The organism is Aulosira sp. FACHB-615 (assembly GCF_014698045.1).
Taxonomy (GTDB): Bacteria; Cyanobacteriota; Cyanobacteriia; order Cyanobacteriales; family Nostocaceae; genus Nostoc_B.
Genome location: NZ_JACJSE010000038.1, coordinates 31601 through 55242, shown reverse-complemented (window position 1 = coordinate 55242; position 23642 = coordinate 31601). Strand labels below are relative to the sequence as shown.

At 37.4% G+C, this 23642-nt stretch carries 21 protein-coding genes; 11 read left to right on the top strand and 10 right to left on the bottom strand.

Annotated elements, in window-relative coordinates:
- From H6G77_RS36400 to H6G77_RS31430, 4 genes are all read right to left on the bottom strand, one after another.
- On the bottom strand, positions 1-982 hold a 982-nt coding region (locus H6G77_RS36400), incomplete at its 3' end, for a calcium-binding protein (RefSeq protein WP_190873655.1).
- 514 nt (positions 983-1496) lie between these two features.
- Positions 1497-1640, bottom strand: coding sequence for a hypothetical protein (locus tag H6G77_RS31440; protein WP_190873654.1), 144 nt, complete (start codon positions 1638-1640; stop codon positions 1497-1499).
- A 31-nt stretch (positions 1641-1671) separates the two neighbouring features.
- Positions 1672-1962 carry a hypothetical protein gene (locus tag H6G77_RS31435; RefSeq protein ID WP_242049365.1) on the bottom strand — a complete coding sequence of 97 codons (291 nt, stop codon included), beginning with the start codon at positions 1960-1962 and terminating at the stop codon, positions 1672-1674.
- 89 nt (positions 1963-2051) lie between these two features.
- A complete protein-coding gene (locus H6G77_RS31430; protein WP_190873653.1) occupies positions 2052-3413 on the bottom strand; it encodes a hypothetical protein in 1362 nt (453 codons plus the stop codon).
- 42 nt (positions 3414-3455) lie between these two features.
- Here H6G77_RS31430 and H6G77_RS31425 point away from each other — a divergent pair, with 42 nt between their 5' ends.
- Together H6G77_RS31425 and H6G77_RS31420 are read left to right on the top strand one after the other, a co-directional pair.
- Positions 3456-3611, top strand: a complete 156-nt coding sequence (locus tag H6G77_RS31425) for a hypothetical protein (RefSeq protein WP_190873652.1) — start codon at positions 3456-3458, stop codon at positions 3609-3611.
- 114 nt (positions 3612-3725) lie between these two features.
- Positions 3726-4643 (top strand): restriction endonuclease, encoded by a 918-nt coding sequence (locus H6G77_RS31420; RefSeq protein WP_190873651.1) that lies wholly within the window; start codon positions 3726-3728, stop codon positions 4641-4643.
- An 81-nt stretch (positions 4644-4724) separates the two neighbouring features.
- On the opposite strand, the gene H6G77_RS31415 is transcribed toward H6G77_RS31420, so the two are convergent.
- Positions 4725-5651 carry an HNH endonuclease gene (locus tag H6G77_RS31415; protein WP_190873650.1) on the bottom strand — a complete coding sequence of 309 codons (927 nt, stop codon included), beginning with the start codon at positions 5649-5651 and terminating at the stop codon, positions 4725-4727.
- A gap of 294 nt (positions 5652-5945) precedes the next feature.
- Positions 5946-6281, bottom strand: coding sequence for a hypothetical protein (locus tag H6G77_RS31410; protein ID WP_190873649.1), 336 nt, complete (start codon positions 6279-6281; stop codon positions 5946-5948).
- Between H6G77_RS31410 and H6G77_RS31405 the strand changes: the two genes are divergently transcribed.
- The 5 genes from H6G77_RS31405 (at position 6270) to H6G77_RS31385 (ending at position 16999) form a co-directional block, all read left to right on the top strand.
- On the top strand, positions 6270-7868 hold the full coding sequence (locus H6G77_RS31405) for an AAA-like domain-containing protein (RefSeq protein ID WP_190873648.1): 1599 nt from the start codon (positions 6270-6272) through the stop codon (positions 7866-7868). The two genes, H6G77_RS31410 and H6G77_RS31405, sit on opposite strands and share 12 nt — an antisense overlap.
- Before the next feature lie 3 nt (positions 7869-7871).
- Positions 7872-10991, top strand: coding sequence for a CHAT domain-containing protein (locus H6G77_RS31400; RefSeq protein WP_190873647.1), 3120 nt, complete (start codon positions 7872-7874; stop codon positions 10989-10991).
- Between the two features lie 332 nt (positions 10992-11323).
- Entirely contained in the window at positions 11324-13675 is a 2352-nt protein-coding gene (hsdR, locus tag H6G77_RS31395) for an EcoAI/FtnUII family type I restriction enzme subunit R (protein ID WP_190873646.1), read from the top strand.
- 157 nt (positions 13676-13832) lie between these two features.
- On the top strand, positions 13833-15281 hold the full coding sequence (locus H6G77_RS31390) for a class I SAM-dependent DNA methyltransferase (RefSeq protein ID WP_190873645.1): 1449 nt from the start codon (positions 13833-13835) through the stop codon (positions 15279-15281).
- The gene (locus H6G77_RS31385; RefSeq protein WP_190873644.1) at positions 15278-16999 is read left to right on the top strand and encodes a restriction endonuclease subunit S; all 1722 of its coding nucleotides are present in this window, start codon (positions 15278-15280) and stop codon (positions 16997-16999) included. Before H6G77_RS31390 ends, H6G77_RS31385 begins: the two co-directional genes overlap by 4 nt.
- Positions 17000-17077: 78 nt before the next feature.
- On the opposite strand, the gene H6G77_RS31380 is transcribed toward H6G77_RS31385, so the two are convergent.
- The 4 genes from H6G77_RS31380 to H6G77_RS31365 all read right to left on the bottom strand — a co-directional run bounded on the left by H6G77_RS31380 (position 17078) and on the right by H6G77_RS31365 (position 19643).
- Positions 17078-17983 carry an S-4TM family putative pore-forming effector gene (locus H6G77_RS31380; protein WP_190873643.1) on the bottom strand — a complete coding sequence of 302 codons (906 nt, stop codon included), beginning with the start codon at positions 17981-17983 and terminating at the stop codon, positions 17078-17080.
- 26 nt (positions 17984-18009) lie between these two features.
- Positions 18010-19014 carry a nucleotidyltransferase gene (locus tag H6G77_RS31375; RefSeq protein WP_190873642.1) on the bottom strand — a complete coding sequence of 335 codons (1005 nt, stop codon included), beginning with the start codon at positions 19012-19014 and terminating at the stop codon, positions 18010-18012.
- Positions 19015-19240: 226 nt separating this feature from the next.
- Positions 19241-19366, bottom strand: coding sequence for a hypothetical protein (locus H6G77_RS36395; protein ID WP_277880706.1), 126 nt, complete (start codon positions 19364-19366; stop codon positions 19241-19243).
- Between the two features lie 40 nt (positions 19367-19406).
- Entirely contained in the window at positions 19407-19643 is a 237-nt protein-coding gene (locus H6G77_RS31365) for a hypothetical protein (RefSeq protein WP_190873640.1), read from the bottom strand.
- Between H6G77_RS31365 and H6G77_RS31360 the strand changes: the two genes are divergently transcribed.
- The 4 genes from H6G77_RS31360 (at position 19632) to H6G77_RS31345 (ending at position 23636) form a co-directional block, all read left to right on the top strand.
- Positions 19632-19973, top strand: coding sequence for a hypothetical protein (locus H6G77_RS31360; protein ID WP_242049364.1), 342 nt, complete (start codon positions 19632-19634; stop codon positions 19971-19973). The two genes, H6G77_RS31365 and H6G77_RS31360, sit on opposite strands and share 12 nt — an antisense overlap.
- A 67-nt stretch (positions 19974-20040) precedes the next feature.
- Positions 20041-22668: a CHAT domain-containing protein gene (locus tag H6G77_RS31355; RefSeq protein WP_190873639.1), complete on the top strand. Its 2628-nt coding sequence runs from the start codon at positions 20041-20043 to the stop codon at positions 22666-22668.
- Positions 22669-22713: 45 nt separating this feature from the next.
- Positions 22714-23046 carry a hypothetical protein gene (locus H6G77_RS31350; RefSeq protein ID WP_190873638.1) on the top strand — a complete coding sequence of 111 codons (333 nt, stop codon included), beginning with the start codon at positions 22714-22716 and terminating at the stop codon, positions 23044-23046.
- A 275-nt stretch (positions 23047-23321) separates the two neighbouring features.
- A complete protein-coding gene (locus H6G77_RS31345; RefSeq protein ID WP_242049363.1) occupies positions 23322-23636 on the top strand; it encodes a hypothetical protein in 315 nt (104 codons plus the stop codon).
- The last annotated feature ends 6 nt before the right edge of the window (positions 23637-23642 follow it).

Sequence of the window (23642 nt, the reverse complement as noted above, 5' to 3'; positions counted from 1 at the left end):
CGTTGCCTGTACCAGCTGTGATGGTATTATTACCTTCTCCACCATCAATGCTGTTATTTCCATTCCCTGCATTAATGGTGTCATTGCCAGCACCACCAACAATCGTGTCGTTCCCATCACCTGTGCGAATGTTATCGTTGGCTGCTGTACCTGTAATTTGGAACTGCTCAATGTTGGAAAAGCTAACACTGTCATAGTTGGAGCCATTCAAGGCTTGGTAGTAACCGTTAAATCCCCCTGTACCATTGCTGGATATCGAACTCAATATGCCAGAACTTGAACCACTGTACGTGTTACTGGAATAATCAACTATTAATAGGTCATTTCCGGCTCCGCCATCTACAGCATCGCTTCCTAATCCTGGGTTAATTGTATCGTCACCAGAGGTTCCGATTATTGTATTATTTCCGTTAGTACCAGTGAAATTCTGCTGTTCAACTGCGATCGCCTGCCCATCAATAGTAATAACTGCTGAATCATCCTCCGCCTTTAACTGTGCCAAAGCTTCGTTAGCAAAACTTTCTCCTTGCACCAACGCTGAGAAAATCGCGCCCTCATCCCCAGCACTATCACTATTGTTCAAAACATTATCAACTCGATGCCCAATTTCCTCTAGCAACAACCCTACTAAATTTTCTGGATTTGCCTGATTCACCTGCAAAAATTCCCAAGACAGATAAATCCGGTTAGTAAATGTACCGTAAGCTCCATTCGCTCCATTGATAGCTGCTGCATTGTAGATAGCTATTTGCGGAATAATACTAAAATCTTCTGCCAACCATGCTGTCTTTAGTAACCCAACTTCAGTTTTTTCCCCAAAAGCTATTGCCATCTTTTGAGCAAAATCTGGTTCATTAGCAAAAGCTTGTAATCTTTCTTGTACTAAAACCAGAGCTTGTTCTAGGGCTATTAATATAGTGGGTTTGACACTCAAGGGAGATTTGACAACTAGATTATTATGGAGGATGTAAGTATTATTCATAATTCTGAATTTCTAATTTAAAAAACCAAGGTTAATCAAAAAATCAGAGAGAATTGCTTATCTTTGGCATATTTTCAAAAGCCTGGATTGATTGCGGCGATCGCAAGCAATACCAAACACCTCAACTTTCTTTGCTTTTGAATCTTGAAAGTCAACAAATATGATGTTATTAACCTTATGGAGATTAACCAGCTTTTTTAAGTTCAAATAGCAAATTAATCCACTTAATAGGGAACTCAAAATCTACAGACAAAATTAAAGGTAGACACAAAAAGCTATGGACATTAACAAAATGTCCGTCACCAATGTATTTATAAAACAGCTAAAGCTCATTTCAACAAACAATATCATTGTTTTTAAAGTTAAGCTAGTATTTTTACGTAAAGTTTATATCTTTTGTAAAGGGAAAATTTAAGTGTTTTTTATACGATGAATAAATAATAATCGCAGTTTTTATTGTTTATTGTTGAGAAAATGTCAGCAATTAGGCAGTCGCTACTCGCAGCTTTCACAATTAAATAGGATTATTTATGGTAAGCGATCGCACTTTCCCAATTTTGAAGCGATCATAAATGGTAGGATGTAGGCGATCGCATTTTTGCAACAGAGAAGCGATCGCCTCACTAGCCAATCTGCCAAATCTTCCCCGTAGCCTCACAAGCTATTAAGATTCATACTCTCAATAATCCTCATACCGGAAACCGCCGCATCATTTCCGTCAACGCCACCGCCTCACCATCTGGCGTATACACAACCTCACCTGACATCGCAATCACAATCCTGTTTTTCCTTGCCCACTCAAACCAAGCGATCGCATCAGACTTGGACTGTTGTGCTTCCGGCTTTCGTCCCTCCTTACAAGCAGCCACAAACACAGCCTCCGGTGACTTGATGCCTTTCCAAGTTCGTATTGCCTCCTTCAAATAAGCGATGTCTACGACAAGGCTTGCGCCAACGCCCCCGGTACATTTTCCCAACATCGCCTTACTGTGCGCTGAATCTCTGCATTGAGCCGAAACTGTGGAGTATGGGCGATCTATCTCTATTAACAATTTTTCAGGATAAGCTTTTAAGCCCAAGGAACAGTTTGAATATTCTCATATTTAATTTCCTTACAAGTTACACGGCTTAAATATTGACCCTTATAACCGAAAACTTTTAATAAAACAAGTTCTAAATACCATAAACCAAGGTTAACAATATCTACTTTTTCAGAAAAGGAACGATTAAGAAACTTTTTACGTTTTTCAGGGTTTGCATGAACTAAAGCGTTACGCGTTTGTGTTAATGCTTGAACACCATCACTCCAATCTAAGTCTTCTGGTTTTGCAGCTTGAAGTAAATGGGTTAGAGTGTCAGGAATTTCCAAAGGTAGATTACATTCTTTTAAAAGATGCCTTAGCTTCTCAAAAGCTTTAAGTTTATTAAATGCCTCCTCTGTAATTTTTTTATCTTCTAGTAAAAGAGTTCCAGCAAGAAGTTCAAACGCAGCTTGCAATAAGATAATAGAACCTTGTACTGCTCCAGCCTGAGCATTACTTTCTAAGTACCAGTGGATTGCTAACCTTATCGCATCGTTCCAAGTGTCAGTTTTCCATAAGGTAAGGAAACCTGCAAAAAGCTCATTAATATTTTGGGTATTTAGTGAATGTAAATCAATAAACCAAGAGTCAACTATCTTCCAAGGTGATATTAGTTGATTGCTATGCCATTTCTCCCAAACTTTTTTCCCACTACTGTTTTGTCCAACTAACAGGATGGGAGAAATTCTAAAACCTCTACAAAACGAGAGAAACCAATGCAAAATCTCTAAAATTTCTTCAGCTTCTTTTGAAGAAAAAGTTTTTTGGTCAGAACGTTCAATTTTTCCTACATGAGTTATGGCATAGCCTCCTTGTGATTTAAGAGATTTGATAATCTCAGTAAGACTTTCTAGTTTATCAATGTAGATACTCCAGCCATCTACTTTTAATAAAAGTCTATCTGAACAAATACTATTTTTCCTACGTACTTGAGTTCCTATAAAGCTATGAAAATTACTTAAATGAAAAGTTACACTTCTCAAAGTTTGACCTGAACCTAATAATGTAGGTTCACTTAAGTAACCTGAAATTTCCAACTTTTCATCAAAGATGATAGGAACACTCAGAATATAAACTTCTACTATTATTTCAGTTTCTAAAAGTTTTAAACGAGCTTTGTCTAGACTAAGTTGATAAGTAAATTCGCCTTGAGTTGAAAAATAAAAATTAATGCTAGGGGATGGCAGCCATTCAAAAAAAATACTTCCTTCTCCTTCGTATGCAGTATCTCCTTGAATAATTTCCAACAATCCTTTATAAAGCTGGATAGATTCATTTGGCTTTTCAGTCCAGTAAATTGGTATAAGTGCAGGAGAATACGGGTTTAACAACGACTCGAAATATTCCATTTTAAATTACTTTTACTATTCATTTAATTATATGCCGCCTCAATGTGGGGAAACAATGTCTGCAATCGCCTTGTTGCTGATGTTTTTTATGATGAAGGCACAGAATTTATCAAATTCACCAATGGCAAAGAAATCACGGTAGAGACAGCTTGGCGTTGGGAGTGGGAACGGTTGCTGAAATATGCGACTAATCGATAACTTACACAACTGTGATTCAGTTCATTTGATAATTTTCAGGATGATGGACAGAAAATCGCTTATCATGAGTTATTTTCCTGCTCCATATATTTTTATACTTCCAAAAAAGAGTATATGCCCATTCCTGATTACCAAGCCATAATGCTTCCGTTACTCAAATTTACCATCGACCAGAAGGAACACTCACTACGGGAAGCAATAGAGGCTTTGGCTGATCACTTCCAATTAACTGATGAGGAACGGAAAGAACTGCTGCCTAGTGGCCGTCAACCAACTTTTGATAATCGTGTAGGCTGGGCGCGTACTTATTTAAAAAAAGCTGGATTAGTGGAATCAACTAAGCGAGGCTATTTTCGTATAACAGATAGAGGGATTGAGACTATTAATACTAATCCTGTTGAGATTAATGCTAAGTTTTTAAAGCAGTTTCCAGAATTTTTAGAATTTCAAAATTATACTCAACAATCAGAGGAAAGCACTTTTAATGGTAGTGGAACTGAAATCAATACAACTCGTACACCAGAAGAAGATGTAGAGCTTGCCATTCAAAAGCTGACAAAAGAATTAGCATCAGATTTACTACAGATGATCAAAAATTCTCCACCAGCTTTTTTTGAAAAACTAGTGGTCGATTTATTAGTCAAAATGGGATATGGCGGAACTCGCAAGGATGCAGGTCAAACCGTTGGGCGTAGTGGTGATGGTGGAATTGACGGTATCATCAACGAAGACCGTCTTGGATTAGATGTAATTTACATACAAGCTAAACGTTGGGAAAGTTCTGTAGGTCGTCCCGAAATTCAAAAGTTTGCTGGGGCTTTACAAGGATTTCGTGCAAAAAAAGGAGTATTTATAACAACATCAACGTTTACAAATGAAGCTAAAGACTACGTTTCAAGAATTGACAGTAAGATTATTTTGATTGATGGGGAAACGCTGACTCAGTTGATGATTGAAAATAATGTTGGTGTTACGCCATTTGCTGTGTATGAAGTCAAGAAAATTGATTCTGATTATTTTACAGATAGCTAGGATATAAATTTATTCTTAGCATACTTTTTAGAGTATATTTTTTCTAAAATTATAATTTCTTGCCAAGAATACAAATATTTTTTATATTTTTAGCGCACCTGTATTTTTATCCCTAAATCCAAATAAAGCACAATCAACAGAGCCTATATATCTAATAACGGTATTATCACCGCCCCCCATAATCCTTAATGGAGCCTTCCGAGAGTCTTTTATGAAAGCTAATGACTGGTCAGTAATAATAATAGTATAATCTTTATCACTCCAGCAACCTTTAACTTTTATATGTCCTGGTTTTACTACTTGCAATTCAAGGAGGATGAGTTCATTGTCATATAAAAAATCTGGCTCTACTGTACGCATTTTCCTAACTGATTCAGAGGAAATAAATAAATCAGCATTCTTAGTAAATATTTTTATATGTCCTGGTATGTAGTTAAAAGTAACGCTATCCTTAGCGTAGACATTTGTGTAATTGTCAATTACATTCAGGACTTCCTTACCACTTAAACTAGTAATAGTTAAATTAATTAAAACAATATTATTATTTAATAGCCTAAAGCTAAATCTATTTTGGTTTGAAATTTCAAAAATAGTAATATTATTATTTATAGTAGTAAGAGCTATTTGTCCTGTAAGTAACTTTATCTCTTGAGATGGCTCTACATAAAGATGGGCAAAGCTATGTTCATCTTTTCGCTGTATAGATTTCCATGAATATAATAATTCATCAGGAATTTTCAGTTTTCCATTATGTACTGCATCATGACAAGATGGACATAAAGCAATAAGGATAGAAGGATCATTAGAGCCAAAAACAGCCCATTCTTTAATATGATGTATTTCTGCTCTCCAATTAGGACATCCAGGATTCGCACATTTATACCCCGCTTCTTCAATTATTTGGTTTTTAATTTTTTTATTTATATCTTTACGCTTTTTCACCATATTAAATATCTCAAACAATAATTTTAAAAAAATTTCAAAAGCCTGATTAACTGTTTTAACCATATTGATATGAAGGCATTATGCTTTAAGCCAGTATTGGGCATAAAGCAATAAATTATTAGATATTAAACGTAAACATACGCTTTCTAAAATCTTAGCGCAGTTATACGTATAAATGTACTATTGCAGGTGTAGAGATAACCGTACTCAGCCTTAATTAAGGTATACAATTTTTACTTGACTTCACTATTGACTATTTCAGAATTTTAGCCACATACACCATCCTGCCCCTGCATCGGAAACCGCCGCATCATCTCCGCCACCGACACCGCCCCACCATCCGGCGTATACACAACCTCACCCGACATCGCAATCACAATCCGCTGCCGCCTCGCCCACTCGAACCAAGCAACCACACCAGACTTGGCCTGTTGTGCTTCCGGCTTTCGTCCCTCCTTGCAAGCAGCGACAAACACAGCTTCCGGTGATTTGATTCCTTTCCAAGTCCGTATCGCCTCTTTGAGATAAGCGATCGCACCTAACAGAAATTAACCACAGCCGTAATATTGCTGATTGTTTACCTCTTGTAAGAGAAATATTGCGCTCTTTTGCGTAAAACCACATACTCAAGATGTAAGTTCTATATAAACCCGTGCTGTTGGCAAACTCTAGCCCAAATTCATGAATACTCAAGCAACTCAGAAAATTCTACTGTTGGCTGCCAATCCCATCGGCAGTAGATATCTGCGTCTGGGTGAAGAGATGCGGGAGATTGAGGAAGGGCTAAAAAGGTCAAAAAATCGAGAACGCTATTCCATAGCCACAGCCCAAGCAGTACGCTACCGAGATATTCATCGAGCAATCCTGGAACACGAACCGCAGATAATTCATTTTTCAGGGCATGGAGCAGGAGAAGAAGGTCTAGTATTTGAAGATGAAATGGGCGCAGCAAAGCTAGTTGATGCTGAAGCTTTAGCCGGGTTGTTTCAACTATTCTCCCAACAAGTAGAGTGTGTAGTTCTCAATGCTTGCTATTCCCAATATCAAGCTAAAGAAATAGCGCGACACATAAATTATGTTGTCGGTATGAGCCAAGAAATAGGCGATAGAGCCGCAATTGAGTTTGCAGTAGGTTTTTATGATGGGTTGGGTGCAAACAAGGGTTATGAGTTTGCTTATAGGTTAGGTTGTAATTTGATCCAGATTGCCGGGATCGCTGAAAATCTAACACCTAAGCTAATTACAAAAGAAGAAATAGCATTATCAAATTCTTCAGACAATTCAGAGACGATATACATTGAACGTCCACCAATTGAAGAAAAATGTTACAGTGCAATTTTGCAACCAGGAGCGTTAATTAGGATTAAAGCTCCTCAAAAAATGGGAAAGACATTACTACTGGAGAAGATACTAAATTATTCAAGAAAACAGGGTTATAAAACAGTAAAACTCGATTTAAAACTAGCTGATAATTCCACTTTAAAAAACTTAAAAACATTCTTGTATTGGCTGTGTGTGAATGTTTCGGATACCCTGGATTTGGAAAATAAAACGGATGAATATTGGTCAGATAATTTGGGGATTAATACAGGTTGCACTCGTTATTTCCAAAGATATGTCTTGTCAGACATTGATAAGAGTTTAGTTTTCGCTATAGATAATTTTGAAAGGTTATTTGAGCATGACAATATCTTCTCCGAATTTTGCTTACTATTGCGGAGTTGGTATGAAACAGCCAAGCAAGGGGATAGAATGGGTAAGATTTGGAAAAAACTACGTTTAATAGTAGTTAATTCCACAGAAGCTTACCCTACATTAGACATTAATCGTTCACCGTTTAATGTGGGATTAGCAATAGAGTTGCCTGAGTTCAATCAACAGCAGATAGAAGAAATGGTGAAGCTGTATGAGGTAAATAGCTTTTTATCAAAAAATGGATTAAGCCAATTAATGCACTTAGTAGGGGGACATCCTTTTCTAGTACAGCAGGCACTCGCTAACCTCAAGGAACCAGAAATTACGCTGGAGGAGCTATTAACACTAGCACCAACAGAACAAGGAATCTTCAGCTATCATCTACGGCAGCAACTAGAAGCTTTAGAAAATGATTCTGGGCTAATGGAGAGTTATAAAAGAGTAATAACAGCAAATCAGGCGGTACAACTTAGTCCAGAGATTACTTTTAAATTGCATAGCTTGGGGCTGCTTAAAATAGTACGTAATGACTGTATTGCTAGTTGTGATTTGTACCGTCAGTATTTCTTGGCAAGATTGGGGTAATCTATGCACGACCAGTACATTTTCTCTGGAAGTTTACCTGAAAATGCCAGCACTTATGTCAAACGCCAAGCAGATGATGAATTGTATGAGGCATTATTACAAGGGAAGTTTTGTTATGTATTGAATTCTAGGCAGAGTGGCAAGTCTAGCTTGCGTGTCAGAACCATGAGCCGCTTGAGTGAAGCTGGTATAGAATGTGCAGCTATTGACTTGTCATCTATTAGCATTCAGACAGCAACTCAAGAGAACTGGTATGCAGATTTGATTGTTAAGCTAATTGATAGTTTTGTCTTGGATGTCGACTTTAAAAGTTGGTGGGAGCAGAATAACGTCAACTCTCCATTACTAAGATTTAGTAACTTTCTTACTAAGATACTGTTAACTGAAATTAGTGAAAATATTGTTATTTTTGTTGACGAGATTGATAGTGTACTCAGTCTGAATTTTCCTACAGATGATTTTTTTGCTTTTATCCGTTCCTGTTATAACTTGCGAGTTGATAACCCAGAATACAATCGCCTTACATTTTGTTTACTGGGAGTGGCATCACCAACGAGCTTAATACAAGACAAGAATCGTACCCCGTTTAATATTGGTCAGGCTATCTCTCTCAAGGGCTTTCAATTGCATGAAGTTGAGCCATTAGAGAAGGGTTTGTATGAGAAATTCAGTAATCCTCAAGCGATAATGCAGGAGATTTTGCAGTGGACTGGGGGGCAACCATTTCTGACTCAAAAGCTGTGTCAGTTCATGGTTGAGGAATCAGAGCAAGATAGCCCTCGTTTATTAGAACAAGTGGTCAGGTCACGGATTCTTGAAAGTTGGGAGTCACAGGATGAACCTGAGCATTTGCGAACAATTCAAGCCAGAATTTTACGTGATGAACAACGGGCAGGGTATTTACTAGAACTGTATCAACAAGTCCGAGTCGCTGAGGAGCAAGCCCAGGTAATAGCTGATGAGACATTAGAGCAAAGTGAGTTACAGCTTTCAGGATTAGTTGTTAGACAGCAGGGTAAGCTGAGAATTTATAACCATATTTACCGAGAAATATTTAACTCAAATTGGATTGAAACTCAATTAAATAACCTTCGTCCATATTCTGATAATTTTCGCTTTTGGGTAGCATCTGGAGGTACTGATGATTCAAGATTACTACGCGAGAAGGCATTGCAGGAAGCTGAAAAATGGGCTAGTGATAAGAACTTAAGTTATCAGGATAAACAGTTTTTAGCAGCTAGTAAAGAAAAAGAAATTCAAGAAGGGATTGCTGCTAAGGAACAAGAGGCTGCATTAGAGCGAGAGAAAAAGGATAGAGAAGCAGCGGAACACAGAAATAAAGTATTAAGTGAAGCTAATAAAAAAGCTCAACGACGAATAAGTATTGGAACTATTGTTTTAATTTCAACTTTACTAATTACATCTATTCTAGCTTTTGTAGCAGGGAAAGAAATTTTAAAAGCAAGGGATGCAAGAGAAGAAGCAAAAACTGCCGAGCAAGAAATCCACAGACTTTCATTATTATCAAAACTAGGTGGAGAACTTTACAATAATAATAACGATTTAGAAGCAAAACAGATTTGGGAGCAAGCATCTTTATCTCTCACCATAACAAATACTCAATTAAAACAAGCTATTTTATTGAACAATATGTCAATAGCATATCAACAACTTGGGAATTTAACTAAAGCAAATAAAACAATCTCAGACAGCTTTAATTTACTCAATTTCCCAGTAGAGAAAAACGACTCTGCTACTAGATTAGCAATTCTTGCCCAAACTTTTAGTATTAAAGGTCGTCTGCTACAACTTCAAGGGGATATTCAAGGAGCATTGTCTGCTCATACAGAAGCATTTAATATTCTTCAATCTTTAAACAATGATTTTACTAATATAAATCCGGCTATACAGGTTTCTTTTGAAAATACTTTAGAAAGAGTTTATCTAGGATTTATTCAGTATCTTTTTGAATACCCCGAAACTGGTTCTAATCCGCAAAATCTTAAAAAAATTCTTAAGATAAATAAATATTTTAAAATAGCAGAGTTAAATAATTTTTTTGGCAAAGCTTATTTAGATAATAAGTATTTAAAAGATAAGTTAGAGCAGACTGAAGAGATTGATCCAGAAACTGCAATTATATACCCATTTATTTTTGCTAATAAATTTCAGGTAATTGTCAAAATTCATAATAAACCTCTACAGCACTATACTACAAATATTACTAAAGCAGAAGTTGATCGAGTTTTCCTTGACCTACGAAAAACTTTTGTCAATCCAGCTGCCACTGGTATCTTGAAAATTCAGTCACAAAAACTTTACAGTTGGCTACTGAGACCAATTGAATCACAATTGTCAGAGAGTAAGGTGAAAACCTTAATATTTGTGCCGAATGGAGCATTACGTAATTTACCAATAGCAGCACTCTACGATGGCAAGAAATACTTAGTAGAAAAATACACGATTGCCTTAAGTTTTGGTCTAGAACCCCAAAACCCTAAATCTTTAGTAAGACAGCAATTGAGAGTATTAATTGCTGGTCTAACTAAGCCCCCACTAGGCTTTGCCAACTTTGCACCATTGCCTGCCATCAAGTCTGAAAGCAACCTAATTGCCAGTGCTGGGGTATCTACAACTAATTTGCTAGATCAGGCTTTCACCAGCAAGGAACTAGAAAAGAACGTGAATACAGTTCCATTCAACGTACTGCATCTAGCAACTCACTGTCAGTTTAATTATCACGCTGAAAATACATTTATTTTAGCTGCCGACGGCCCAATCAATGTTACAAAATTCAACAATCTGCTCCGCAGCCGGAATGAAAGCCGTTCAGGAGCATTAGAATTATTAGTTTTGAGTGCTTGTCAGACAGCAGTAGGAGATAATGCAGCCCTCGTCGGTCTAGCGGGAGCAGCAGTACGATCAGGGGCACGCAGTACCCTCGCATCCCTATGGCAGATTGACGATGAATCTACAGCCTTGTTTGTTGGTGAATTCTACCGACAACTCAGGAGTGGAATTACCACAGCCGAAGCTGTCCGAAAGGCCCAGCTAAAATTACTACAACATCCTAACTATAAAGCACCCAGTTTTTGGGCATCTTATGTATTACTTGGACTTTAAAAGTTATTACTAAAGTACCTTTAAATTAATAAAATTTCAAAATCTCTTCAAGAATTCAGTTACAACAATTGCTAATCGCTCAAACCATTACTTACATTACTTAGCGGTAATCTTTACTGTGGAAATATCTCTCAGTAGCTTTTAGAAGAAATCGCTTATGGATTATTACAGTATTTGTAATTTGCAAACACATATACAAAAAGTATTGGCATTAATTAATACTTCGGCTATCTTGTAGTTTAGAAAGTTATGTAAAAACTGATTTGATACTTATCCCTTTGGCAGAGTAGACCTACCTTGCCACAAGTTTTATTTGCTTTATTAACAATCTAATGGACGAACTTGACAAGAAATCCCTAAGTGAGCGCGACATCTGCACCAAGTACATTACCCCAGCGATTGTTGAGCAAGCAGGTTGGAATCTGCATACTCAAATGCGTGAAGAAGTGGTTTTGACTAAAGGGAGAGTTTATGTCCGAGGGAAGTTAGTCACTAGAGGAGAATCGAAACGTGCTGATTACATCCTTTATTACAAGCCCAACATTCCAATTGCAGTAGTTGAAGCAAAGGACAATAACCATAGTGTTGGTAGTGGAATGCAGCAGGCACTTGCTTATGCCGAGATGTTGGATGTGCCATTTGCTTATAGTTCTAACGGCGACGCTTTTCTAGAGCATGACTTTACAGTAAGCACAGGGCAAATTGAGCAGGAAATCCCTCTTAATGCTTTTCCCTCACCTAAACAACTGTGGCAACGCTATTGCGATTGGAAGGGAATTGACAACTCACAGCAACCCATTGTCACCCATGATTATTATGATGATGGCAGTGGTAAAGTACCTCGCTACTATCAAGTAACTGCGATTAATCACACAATCGAAGCGATCGCCAAAGGTGAAAACCGAATTTTGTTGGTGATGGCCACTGGCACAGGTAAAACTTATACTGCATTTCAAATTATTTGGCGATTGTGGAAATCCAAGACCAAAAAGCGTATTTTGTTTTTGGCTGACCTAAATATTTTAGTTGACCAAACTAAGACCAACGACTTCAAACCGTTTGGTTCGGCAATGACGAAAATCAAAAAGCGTCAAATAGATAAATCCTATGAAATTTATTTGTGTCTCTACCAAGCGGTTACAGGCACAGAAGAAGAGAAAAACATTTATAAACAATTTTCGCCTGATTTCTTTGATTTAATAGTAGTCGATGAATGCCATAGGGGAAGTGCAGCAGAAGATTCCAGATGGAGAGAAGTTTTAGAATATTTTTGTTCAGCTACTCAAATCGGGTTAACCGCCACACCCAAAGAAACTGAAGAAATTTCTAACATAAACTATTTTGGCAAGCCCATCTACACTTATTCATTAAAGCAAGGGATTGAAGATGGCTATCTTGCCCCATATAAAGTTGTAAGGATTGATATTGATAGAGATTTAGATGGATGGCAACCAGAACCAGGAGAACTTGATAAATACAATCGGTTAATTGAAGACCAAGTTTTCACTCAAAAAGATATTAACCGGACACTAGTTTTAGAAAATCGAGATATTTTAATTGCCAAAAAAATTACTGAATTTCTCAAACAAACTAATCGGTTTGATAAAACCATAGTCTTTTGCGAAGATATAGACCACGCTGAAAGAATGCGGGTGGCTTTGATTAACGAAAACAGCGATTTAGTAGCTCAAAATCGTAAATACGTGATGCGGATTACAGGCGACGATAAACAAGGTAAAGCAGAACTCGACTATTTTATCTTGCCTGAAAGCCAGTATCCGGTAATTGTCACTACCTCAAAATTAATGTCTACTGGCGTAGATGCCCAGACCTGTAAGTTAATTGTCTTAGACCGTAATATTGGGTCGATGACCGAATTTAAGCAGATTATTGGAAGGGGAACACGGATTAACGAGGATTTTGATAAGTTTTACTTCACCATCATGGATTTTAAAAAAGCGACAAATAATTTTAGAGATCCAGCTTTTGATGGCGATCCCGTGCAGATTTATGAACCTAAAACAGGGGACTCCCCAGTTCCGCCAGATGATAAAAGCAGTGTTTTAGATGGTGGCGAGGGAGAGGTTCTAATTGACCCACCTATTGATTCTGGACAAAAACGCATTAAGTACACTCCTACAAATGTTGAAGTATCCATTCTTCGTGAACGGGTGCAGTATTACGGTAAAGATGGCAAGCTAATTACTGAATCTATTAAAGACTACACGCGTAAAACTGTTCATCAAGAGTTTAGCTCCCTTGATAATTTTCTCAAGCGTTGGAGTATGGCCGAACAAAAACAGGCAATTATTCAAGAACTTAATGAAAAAGGAATCTTACTCGAAGCTTTAGCAGATGAAGTAGGCCAGGACTTTGACCCATTTGATTTAATTTGCCATGTGGCATTTGACCAGCCGCCCCTAAGCCGCCGCTATCGCGCTCAAAAAGTACGCCAAGCTGATTACTTCGCCAAATACAGTGAACCAGTACGTGCTATTCTTAATGCGCTTTTGGACAAGTACGCAGATGAAGGTATCGAAAATATTGAGGATATAAATGTTCTCAGGGTACAGCCAATCAACCAATTGGGTACACCAATGGAAATCATTAAGCTGTTTGGTGACAAGCAAAAATATTTAGCAGCCCTACAAGAGTTAAAAACACAACTTTATATGGCATCCTAGAACATCTGCACAGTTATAATTTATTCGCTGTGTAGTATCTTTTTACTACTTAGCGATAAATTTTGAGTGTTTTGGGTTGTATTCTACTCAAAGCCTCAAACTAATTTAACAAGTTAACTATTTTTAGCAAGAACGCACCAACAGGCAGTAACAGAAAATGGCTATCAGCACCACAATCAAAACCATTCAAGACATCATGCGGAAAGACGCAGGGGTGGATGGTGACGCACAACGCATCAGCCAACTTGTCTGGATGATTTTCCTCAAGATTTTTGATGATCGTGAGGCTGAATACGAGCTTTTAGAAGATAATTACACTTCCCCCATCCCTGAAGCTTTGCGTTGGCGTAACTGGGCAGCAGACCCAGAGGGTATGACAGGGGATACTTTGCTTGATTTTGTTGACAATGTTTTATTCAAAACCCTAAAAACTCTTTCAATCGGGACTGACGGTGATAAACGTGCTTTTGTGGTTCGGGCAGTGTTTGAAGATGCCTACAACTACATGAAGAACGGTACACTTGTCCGTCAAGTCATCAACAAGCTCAACGAAGTTGACTTTAACAACTCCAAAGATCGTCATTTGTTTGGTGACATTTACGAACAAATCCTGCGCGACCTACAAAGTGCAGGTAACGCTGGGGAATACTACACTCCTCGTGCCGTCACCCAATTCATGGTGGACATGGTTGACCCTAAACTGGGTGAGAAATTTCTTGACCCAGCTTGCGGTACTGGTGGTTTTTTAACCTGTGGGTTGGAGCATATACGTCAAAAATATGTAAAAACACCTGAAGATGCTCAAAAACTGCACAAGCTGATTATGGGGGTTGAGAAAAAACCTCTGCCTCACTTGTTGTGTATGACTAATATGCTGTTGCACGGTGTTGATGTACCTGCGGTTCGCCACGATAACACTCTAGCTCGGCCACTGCGCGACTATAGACCGAGCGATCGCGTGAATGTCATCCTTACCAACCCACCTTTCGGAGGTATGGAAGAAGATGGTATTGAGTCAAACTTCCCTGCCACATTCCGCACTAAAGAAACTGCTGACCTGTTTTTGCTACTCATCATGCACTTGCTAGAAGATGGCGGTCGGGCTGCGATTGTTTTACCTGATGGTACATTGTTTGGAGAAGGAGTCAAAACTCGCATCAAAGAAAAGTTGTTAGAAGAATGTAATCTGCATACTATAGTCCGTTTACCTAATGGTGTGTTTAGCCCATATACAGGAATTAAAACCAATCTGCTGTTTTTTACTAAGGGTGAACCAACTCAAGAGATTTGGTACTACGAACACCCTTATCCACCAGGGTATAAGTCATACTCAAAAACTAAGCCAATTCGCATTGAAGAATTTGAACCTGAGAAAGCATGGTGGTACAACCGAGTTGAGAACGAATTTGCTTGGAAAGTACCTGTTCAAATTATTAGGGACAATGGCTACAACCTTGACATTAAAAATCCCCACAAAGTTGATGCTGAACACGCAGATATAGATGAGATGTTGGCAGATTACGAGCAGCTTTTGGCTGACTTAGACCAGACACGCAACAATCTCAAGCAGGAATTAATGGCAGCATTAGGCGGTAAAAGTGCATGAAGATAGAAACATTTTTTGAGAAGTTTGAATTATTTGCTGAAGCTCCCAACGGTGTACAGAAGATGCGGGAGTTGATATTGCAACTGGCTGTGCAGGGTAAGCTTGTACCGCAAGATTCTAGTGATGAACCTGCATCAGTGCTGTTAGAGAAGATTCAGTTTAATAAGGAATTGCTAATCAAAGAAAAAAAAATCAAGAGAAACAAACAAATTTTACATGAAAATTTAGAAAAAAAATTAACTAAATTACCTGAAGGTTGGGAATGGACAAGGCTTGTTGATGTAGGACTGATAAATCCACGCAATGAAGTTGAGGATAATATAACAGCTTCCTTTATCCCCATGAATCTGATCCCTCAATTCTATGGTGAATCAATTAAATATGAAATAAAAGAATGGGGAGATATTAAACAAGGCTTTACTCATTTTGCTGATGAAGATGCTGTGTTAGCAAAAATCACACCTTGTTTTCAAAATAGAAAATCTGCTGTAATGCGTGGGTTAGAAAATGGTGTAGGTGCTGGAACAACAGAACTCTATGTTTTTCGTCCATTGAATGGCTTGGTATATTCTGAATACGTCCTTATCTATTTAAAGTCGCCAGATTTTATAAATAGTGGAATTTCAAAACTAACGGGAACTGCTGGACAAAAAAGAGTGCCAAATGATTACTTTTCTCAACATCCTTTTCCATTACCCCCACTAGCCGAACAACACCGCATCGTTGCCAAAGTAGACCAGCTAATGTCCCTCTGTGACGAACTGGAGGAACGCCAACAGAAGAAACGCGAAACGCGCGTATTACTCAACAACGTTGCCATCAATCAACTCCTCACTGCCCGTGAACCGGACACCTTTGCAAAACACTGGCAGTGCATCTGCAACAACTTCGATTTGCTCTACAGTGCGCCAGAAAATATTGGTAAACTCCGGCAAGCCATACTTCAACTTGCTGTCATGGGCAAACTTGTCCCGCAAGATTCAAGTGATGAACCTGCGGCGGTGCTGTTGGATAAGATTCGGTTTGAAAAAGAGTTGTTGATGAAGGAAGGAAAGATTAAAAAGGAAAAACTGTTGCCTGAAATTACAGTAGATGAACTTGAGTACAAGATACCCCAAACATGGGTCTGGTCTAGGTTAGGAGAAATTTGTGAACTTATTACAGATGGAACGCATCAAACCCCAAAATATACACCTTCAGGGAGAATATTTATATCTGCTCAAAATGTAAAACCATTTCGTTTTATGCCAGAAGTTCATAAATTTGTATCTGAAGAAGATTATCAGGGATATATTAAAAACCGAAAACCAGAAGTTGAAGACGTTTTACTAACACGAGTCGGAGCAGGGATTGGAGAAGCTGCTGTTATAGATAAAAATTTAGACTTTGCTATTTATGTAAGTGTAGCATTAATTCGTCCTTTCAAAAATTTTATTGACTCTTACTATTTAACAATATGGCTTAACTCTCCCAGTGGAAAACATAAATCTTCTATCAATACTTATGGCAAGGGAGTGTCTCAGGGAAACTTAAACTTAGGGCTTATTAGAAAATTTGTAGTTTCAATTCCTCCTTTAAAAGAGCAAAAATCTATTGTTGCAAAAGTAGATCAGTTAATGGCTATCTGTGACAAATTAGAGGCAGAACTGGCTCTATCTCAATCCGAACACGAAAAACTGATTAATACAGCCTTACACCAACTTTTAATAATTAAGTGATAAGGTGATTGAAAATGTAAAGTTGGGTGATGATTGATTGTAGACTAACAACTTTTCATGTCATTGCAAAGTTAAGAATTATGGGTTACGTTTGAATTCTTCAATTAAAACTTCAGCACCTTTGTTCATTTGTTCTTCATTCTTACGCCTCAAGTGAGAATATAGTCGATCAAGAATTAATGGACTACGGCGACGGTGATCGTAAATTTGAGTTTGTAAAGTGTATGATTCTCTCTCTAGGTCTTGAGGGGTTAACTTCCCGTTCTTTAATTCTTGTAAAAGAGCCTCAGCATCTTCTCTAAGTTTATCCAACCTGTTTGCAGCTTCCTTATGTTCACTATATTGACGTAATCCAAAAACGTAAGCAGGAGCTAACGGAGCTATAAATGCTAATAAAAACTTTTCGAGCGTTAAGCCTCCAATTATACTAATTAAAAAAACAATAACGGTAAGGATAAATAATATAGCTATTATTAATTTGTTATATCGTCGGCGTAATTGAGCATCCCACCATATATTAGAACGTTGGCAAATAATCCTTGCTTGGTCAATTGATAGTTGACTAACAACTTGTGGATACCAATCTATAAGGCTTACATAGTTTGGATCTTTACGTTTAAATTTATTAGCAGCATCAATAATAGTTTCTGGTTCAACACGAACTCCACAGTTCAAATTTAACCAATTGAATTGTAAAACTTCACAGTCAAAAAGCTGTTGTATTTTTGCGGCTTTCTCTTGAAGAGATTTTTGAATATTAGCGAAAACTAAACTTTCTAATAAACTAGCTATGATTGCCCATAATCCAGCATAAACTGTCATGCCAGGGAAAAATACAATTACAATAGACCATATAATTGCCAAAGGAATAGTAATTAATACACTAATAAATTGTAAGGCTTTGGCATCAGAGTATAGTTGCCTTTGTGCTGCTAGTTTTTCTAATTGATTATGAAAATTTTGTTTTTGAGGAATATCATTCATATATTGATAGCTTACATAAAAATTTTTTAACTATAAATAGGAAAATCAAAACCAAAAAAATCTTGCCACTTAGAAATCGATGCTTCATATTTTAACTCATCGTCTAATTGTCTAGCTTCTAAAGCTTTCATTTCATCAAGACAAGCTCTAATAAATATTTTAGTTTTTTCTTCAGGAGTTAAAGTATTAATATTTCCTTGAATACCTTTAGGATCATTTACTGAGCAATAAATATTTTTTTGAATATATTCTAAAACTTTAGGTATTTCTAAATCTACATATTTAGATGCTTTACTGTATGTTTGTGTAGAATAAAAATCTAATATCATATTTTCTATTAAATATGAGGGCATTGAAGGCATAGTTACTCTCTTATTCCAATATTTCATTATCCTTATAGTGTTTAATACATTACCATCATGGCTCTGATTTATTTCATTAACTCGGCTTCTATCTATTCTTGGGTCTGTTTTTTTCCAATCTCCCATACCATCAGGTATTAAGTAATAATCTTTATCCAAGATATTTTTTATTGTGAAGAAACAAGGAACAATGTCAAATGACCAAGGATAGCTTTTTAGTTTTAAAACAGCAGCTTCCATATTACGCTTAATCTCAGCACTGCTATATTGTGGCACTTGAGAAAGTAAACTGATGAATTTGTTAATAACTTTTCTTGAATTAAGCTTATTTGTATTTTCATAACATAGCAGGTTTAGTTCATAAGCAGAATCGGGGACATATATTTCGATTCTGTCTCCATATTCTTGATATTGACTTCCATCAGCATGAAGGGCAATCATTATATCAATATCATCTAATTCTCTTTTCTTGGTACGTCTAGCAAAAGAACCAAAAAATATATCTTTCTCTGAATATAATTTTGGAAAGTTTATATCTTTGTCAGGAAATAAACGTATTTGCTGAACAAGCCAATCCCTGCCTCTTCTAGCTGATTTAGTTTCATCAGGATCTAAATTTACGTAATCTCTTAAAAAAAGTTCAAAAGCTTCGTTAACAGTTTTAACCATAATTCTGTGAGGGCAGTATGCTTTAAGCCAGTATTTGGTATAAGCGATAAGTTATTAGATATTGAACGCAAAGATACGCTTTTTAAGACTTTAGCGCGATTATACGCATAAATATACTATTGCAGGTGTAGAGATAACCGTACTCAGCCTTAATTAAGGTATACAATTTTTACTTGACTTAACTATTGACTATTTCAGAATTTTAGCCAGATACACAATCTTGCATCTACACCGGAAACCGCCGCATCATTTCCGTCAACGCCACCGCCTCCCCATCCGGCGTGTATACAGTGTCTCCCGACATCGCAATTACAATCCTTTGCCGCCCCGCCCACTCGAACCAAGCAACCACCTCCGATTTAGCCTGTGCCGATTCCGGCTTCCTGCCCTCCTTACAAGCAGCCACAAACACAGCTTCCGGTGACTTGATTCCTTTCCATGTCCGTATCGCCTCCTTGAGACAAGCGATCGCACCTAACAGAAATTAACCACAGCCGTAATATTGCTGATTGTTTACCTCTTGTAAGAGAAATATTGCGCTCTTTTGCGTAAAACCACATACTCAAGATGTAAGTTCTATATAAACCCGTGCTGTTGGCAAACTCTAGCCCAAATTCATGAATACTCAAGCAACTCAGAAAATTCTACTGTTGGCTGCCAATCCCATCGGCAGTAGATATCTGCGTCTGGGTGAAGAGATGCGGGAGATTGAGGAAGGGCTAAAAAGGTCAAAAAATCGAGAACGCTATTCCATAGCCACAGCCCAAGCAGTACGCTATCGGGATATCCGCAGAGCAATCCTGGAACACGAACCACAGATCTTTCATTTTTCAGGGCATGGGGCAGGAGAAGAAGGCTTAGTATTTGAAGATGAAACAGGAGCAGCGAAATTAGTAGATGCTGAAGCGTTAGCCGGGCTGTTTCAGTTGTTTTCTGGGCAGTGGGGACGGTACGGCTAAGATTATTGTGCCAAGACCTTCTTTACTTCGGTGACAGGTTCCAAGTACAGCTTTTCGAGGTATCCAAATGTATAATAGTTTTATCTGGCAGTTACCCACAGAATATCAAGCTAAAAATATTCGTACACAACTATCATGGGATGGTCAAATATACTACGCTTGTAATAACTGTGGTTGGGAATTTAAAATTGATCCTTTATTTATTAAAGGATTATCAGAAGATAAGCATATTGATCTTAAATGTACTCAATGTGATACGGCTGGGTTAAATTTGGTTCGGCATCTAGAGCATAGGGTTAATAGCTGTAAGGATTGCAATCAAGAAAGTGAGATAAAAGTTACTCTCTTCGACGAACCTAAATGTCCTTATTGTTTATCTATAAATTTAGAAACCCAGTCAAGTTCAATAAATCCTGCTTTTCCTACTTGTTTTGGAGACTATCCCTATCGTCACATTTGGGGTAAATCAGAAGAAGAGGATATAAAAGCTATATTTCAACAAACTCAAAGCTTAAACTTTCTTCCAGAATTTCCTCTATATCTTTTGTTGTCAATTGCTCTTTGTAAAAGACTATCGCTTTGTAATGATTATAACAATCAGAGAAAATTTAAATTCTTACTTAATGCTGAAGGACTTTGGCTTAGAGATTATTTTCAGCGTACTGGAGAGATTGCTGCTGGGATTGAATCTGTAAATATTTTAGAGGAATGCGTAAGTCTCATAGAAGATCCATTGGATTCGGTATTTATAGAATATAACCTTGTAATATCTATTTACAGCCTCTTGGCAAAATATCCCGAAGAAATCGTATCTTTGTTGGCAAATCGCCCACAAATCAGACTAAATGCAATTAAAATTGCCAAGAAAGCTCTTAAAACGACTGAAACTCTATATACAAAAGGGAGTTTAAACATTCAATATATCTACAACCTTCAAACTTCTGAAGCAGAAGGTAGGATTGAATTAGCCAAGTTCAATTTTATTATTGGTGATATCCTGAAAGTTGGTGAAGCAACACAAGACCAATTACAAGAATCCGTTGAGTATCTAAATCAAGCTGAAGAGTATCTCAGACAAGTCTCGCCTCATACCTATTTTATAAAACGCTTGGTATTTGGAATTCGTGCCTCTAGGGGGTTAGCGATATCTTTATTTAATAACAAATCTAAAGAGCAAATAGAAAAGGCTATTAAAGACTTGAAGTACGTCTTGTCTTTCCAAGAAAATGATCGAGCTTGGTCGGATAAAATACTATCACTATATTATCTTGCCAATCTTTATTTAGAGATTGGTCAAGATAACCAAGCAAAAACTTCATTAGAAAAAGCTATGGCGATTGCTCTAGATGAGATAAATTCTGCATTTCAGAATGAACAAATACTCTTGCAAAAAACAAACCTTTACATAAATATATTTGAAAGTTTGGCTCGTTATTATGTAAAAATAAATCGTGCCGAAAAAGCACTTAATATTTTGGAATCTATTAAACTGGCAAGTTTACGCCTTAGCACTCTTTCAGCCACAGATAAAGCAAAACGCCAGAAAAAATCGGCGCAATCAGTAGCTAAAGCATTTTTAGCTTTAAAAATATTTGGTCAAGCCCAACATACAAAAATCAAAAAACCACAACTTCAATCTGCTGCTCCAGATTTAAAAAAATTAGTTGTCTATCTAAATGATGTTCCAACAGCCTTGCTCTCTTTTATTAATGATGGACTTAACTTTACAGTTATAGCAGTCATCCCTTCTAAAATTTTTACTTATCGAATTTATGGTAAACAATGGAATACTGAAGTCCACTCACTGGAGGAAATGCAGAAGATGATGGTTCTTCTAGAGCCATCTCCAGTACGGGAAAAACGATTAAAACGCCTTTGCTGCGCTGGATATGATACATTTTTGAAACCATTAACCAGCTTTCTTGAAACAAATCAAATTCAGAGAATTTGTATTAGTGCCAAACCTGGATTAGGTAGTTTACCATTTGAGGCTTTTTTTGATGAAAGTATATCATCTGATAATCATTCAAAGTATCAATTTGATGTATTTTATTTACCATCACTATCTTTAGGATTTGATTTACTGAACTTAGCACCTAGACGTAGTGACAGTAGATTGTTGGTTATTGGTTACTTGGGTGAAGATATAAGATATACTAAACAAGAGCTTGATTATATTACTAAATTATGGGGTGACCGAGTCACACGACTAGATGGTAGTCAATGCACCAAAAAATCTGTGTTGAATGAACTTAAAGGAGACTATGATTACATACATTTCTCTTGTCACGGTACATTTAACCCTATAGAACCTCTTAAATCAGCATTGCATCTTGTTCCTAATCCAGAAAGAGACAGTCATCGTATTATGGCTAGTGATATGGCGACCATCAAATTTAAACACGCTCCTGTAATCACGATGTCTGCGTGTTCATCAGTCTTAACTTCCATAGCTGCTGCTAGCGACTGCATTGGATTAACTGGTAGTCTTTTTAGAGCAGGGGCGCGTGCCATCATCGGTAGCCGATGGCCAGTCTATGATTATACGGCTGCTATATTTACCGAAAATCTCTATAATAAGTTTTATAACTTAGAGAATTCTCCATATATTTCTTTTTGTAAAGTTCAATCTGAAATGCAATTAAACTATGGTATTGAAGATTGGGCAGCCTTTGCGTATCTTGGTCTTCCATAAACAAAGTTTATCAACCTTAAAATTCAGTTATCTTAAGATGCCTCTATGGAAAGCAAACAGCAAATTGAATTAATTATTAACTCCAACGATGAAGCCATAATTAATGACATAAAAGAGTCGTTAGCTTCTTTGGATGTTAGCCAAGGAAAACCTGCTAGAGAAAGTGGGGTAATAACAATTCTGGTTATCGTGGCAGAGACTTTGAAGATAGTAAATGAACTTTTAAAGCTTAAAGAGAATCTCAAAAAAAAGCAAAATAGCTTAGATAAACCCCTTGAGATAACTATTCGTAATGAAGATGGGGACTCTATTGATTTAGATGATGTAACTTCAGAAGAGTTCCCTTCTTTTTTACAATCAGGCAATATGGACGAATAAACTTAATTGGGATGACAGGAGTTGTGATCGCCTCCCGTCAATTCTCGGCACAACTGATACTGAGTACATCCAGCTACTAGCCCAAGGTTACGACCCAAATCTAGAATATCAATTGATAGAGCTTGGTGAAAGCCCAGACCAAGCCCGAAAGCTGACGCGAGTAGTAGGGGCTGACACAAGACAAGCCACACCAGCTAGAACACGAGTGGCAAGAATTTATGGCGGCTTGGGACAATTATTTTGGGGATGCGATCACTCATGCTTGCAAAGAATAAATGGCGTGGCTACAAAAGCACGAAAAACAATATTTCCCAAAGGCGATTTTGGTGAGTGCCTTGCGAGAGCAATGGAAACCAAAAGCATGGCGTGATGAATATTTGGAACTACCAAATCTAGAATCACCTGGGCAGAGATGGTGGAACGCAGCAGCCAAAACGTGGGGTTACGATGTCCGCAATCGCCTTGTTGCTGATGTTTTTTATGATGAAGGCACAGAATTTATCAAGTTCACCAATGGTAAGAAAATCACGGTAGATGCTGCATGGCGTTGGGATTGGGAACGCTTAATGAAATATGCCATTAATCGATAGCACTTG

Excerpts from the sequence above, each read along its gene's own strand:
- H6G77_RS31435 (WP_242049365.1), bottom strand. The coding sequence starts at position 1,962 with ATGTTGGGAAAATGTACCGGGGGCGTTGGCGCAAGCCTTGTCGTAGAC.
- H6G77_RS31430 (WP_190873653.1), bottom strand. The coding sequence starts at position 3,413 with ATGGAATATTTCGAGTCGTTGTTAAACCCGTATTCTCCTGCACTTATA.
- H6G77_RS31425 (WP_190873652.1), top strand. The coding sequence starts at position 3,456 with ATGTGGGGAAACAATGTCTGCAATCGCCTTGTTGCTGATGTTTTTTAT.
- H6G77_RS31420 (WP_190873651.1), top strand. The coding sequence starts at position 3,726 with ATGCCCATTCCTGATTACCAAGCCATAATGCTTCCGTTACTCAAATTT.
- H6G77_RS31415 (WP_190873650.1), bottom strand. The coding sequence starts at position 5,651 with ATGGTTAAAACAGTTAATCAGGCTTTTGAAATTTTTTTAAAATTATTG.
- H6G77_RS31405 (WP_190873648.1), top strand. The coding sequence starts at position 6,270 with ATGAATACTCAAGCAACTCAGAAAATTCTACTGTTGGCTGCCAATCCC.
- H6G77_RS31400 (WP_190873647.1), top strand. The coding sequence starts at position 7,872 with ATGCACGACCAGTACATTTTCTCTGGAAGTTTACCTGAAAATGCCAGC.
- hsdR (WP_190873646.1), top strand. The coding sequence starts at position 11,324 with ATGGACGAACTTGACAAGAAATCCCTAAGTGAGCGCGACATCTGCACC.
- H6G77_RS31390 (WP_190873645.1), top strand. The coding sequence starts at position 13,833 with ATGGCTATCAGCACCACAATCAAAACCATTCAAGACATCATGCGGAAA.
- H6G77_RS31385 (WP_190873644.1), top strand. The coding sequence starts at position 15,278 with ATGAAGATAGAAACATTTTTTGAGAAGTTTGAATTATTTGCTGAAGCT.
- H6G77_RS31380 (WP_190873643.1), bottom strand. The coding sequence starts at position 17,983 with ATGAATGATATTCCTCAAAAACAAAATTTTCATAATCAATTAGAAAAA.
- H6G77_RS31375 (WP_190873642.1), bottom strand. The coding sequence starts at position 19,014 with ATGGTTAAAACTGTTAACGAAGCTTTTGAACTTTTTTTAAGAGATTAC.
- H6G77_RS31360 (WP_242049364.1), top strand. The coding sequence starts at position 19,632 with ATGAATACTCAAGCAACTCAGAAAATTCTACTGTTGGCTGCCAATCCC.
- H6G77_RS31355 (WP_190873639.1), top strand. The coding sequence starts at position 20,041 with ATGTATAATAGTTTTATCTGGCAGTTACCCACAGAATATCAAGCTAAA.
- H6G77_RS31350 (WP_190873638.1), top strand. The coding sequence starts at position 22,714 with ATGGAAAGCAAACAGCAAATTGAATTAATTATTAACTCCAACGATGAA.
- H6G77_RS31345 (WP_242049363.1), top strand. The coding sequence starts at position 23,322 with ATGGCGTGGCTACAAAAGCACGAAAAACAATATTTCCCAAAGGCGATT.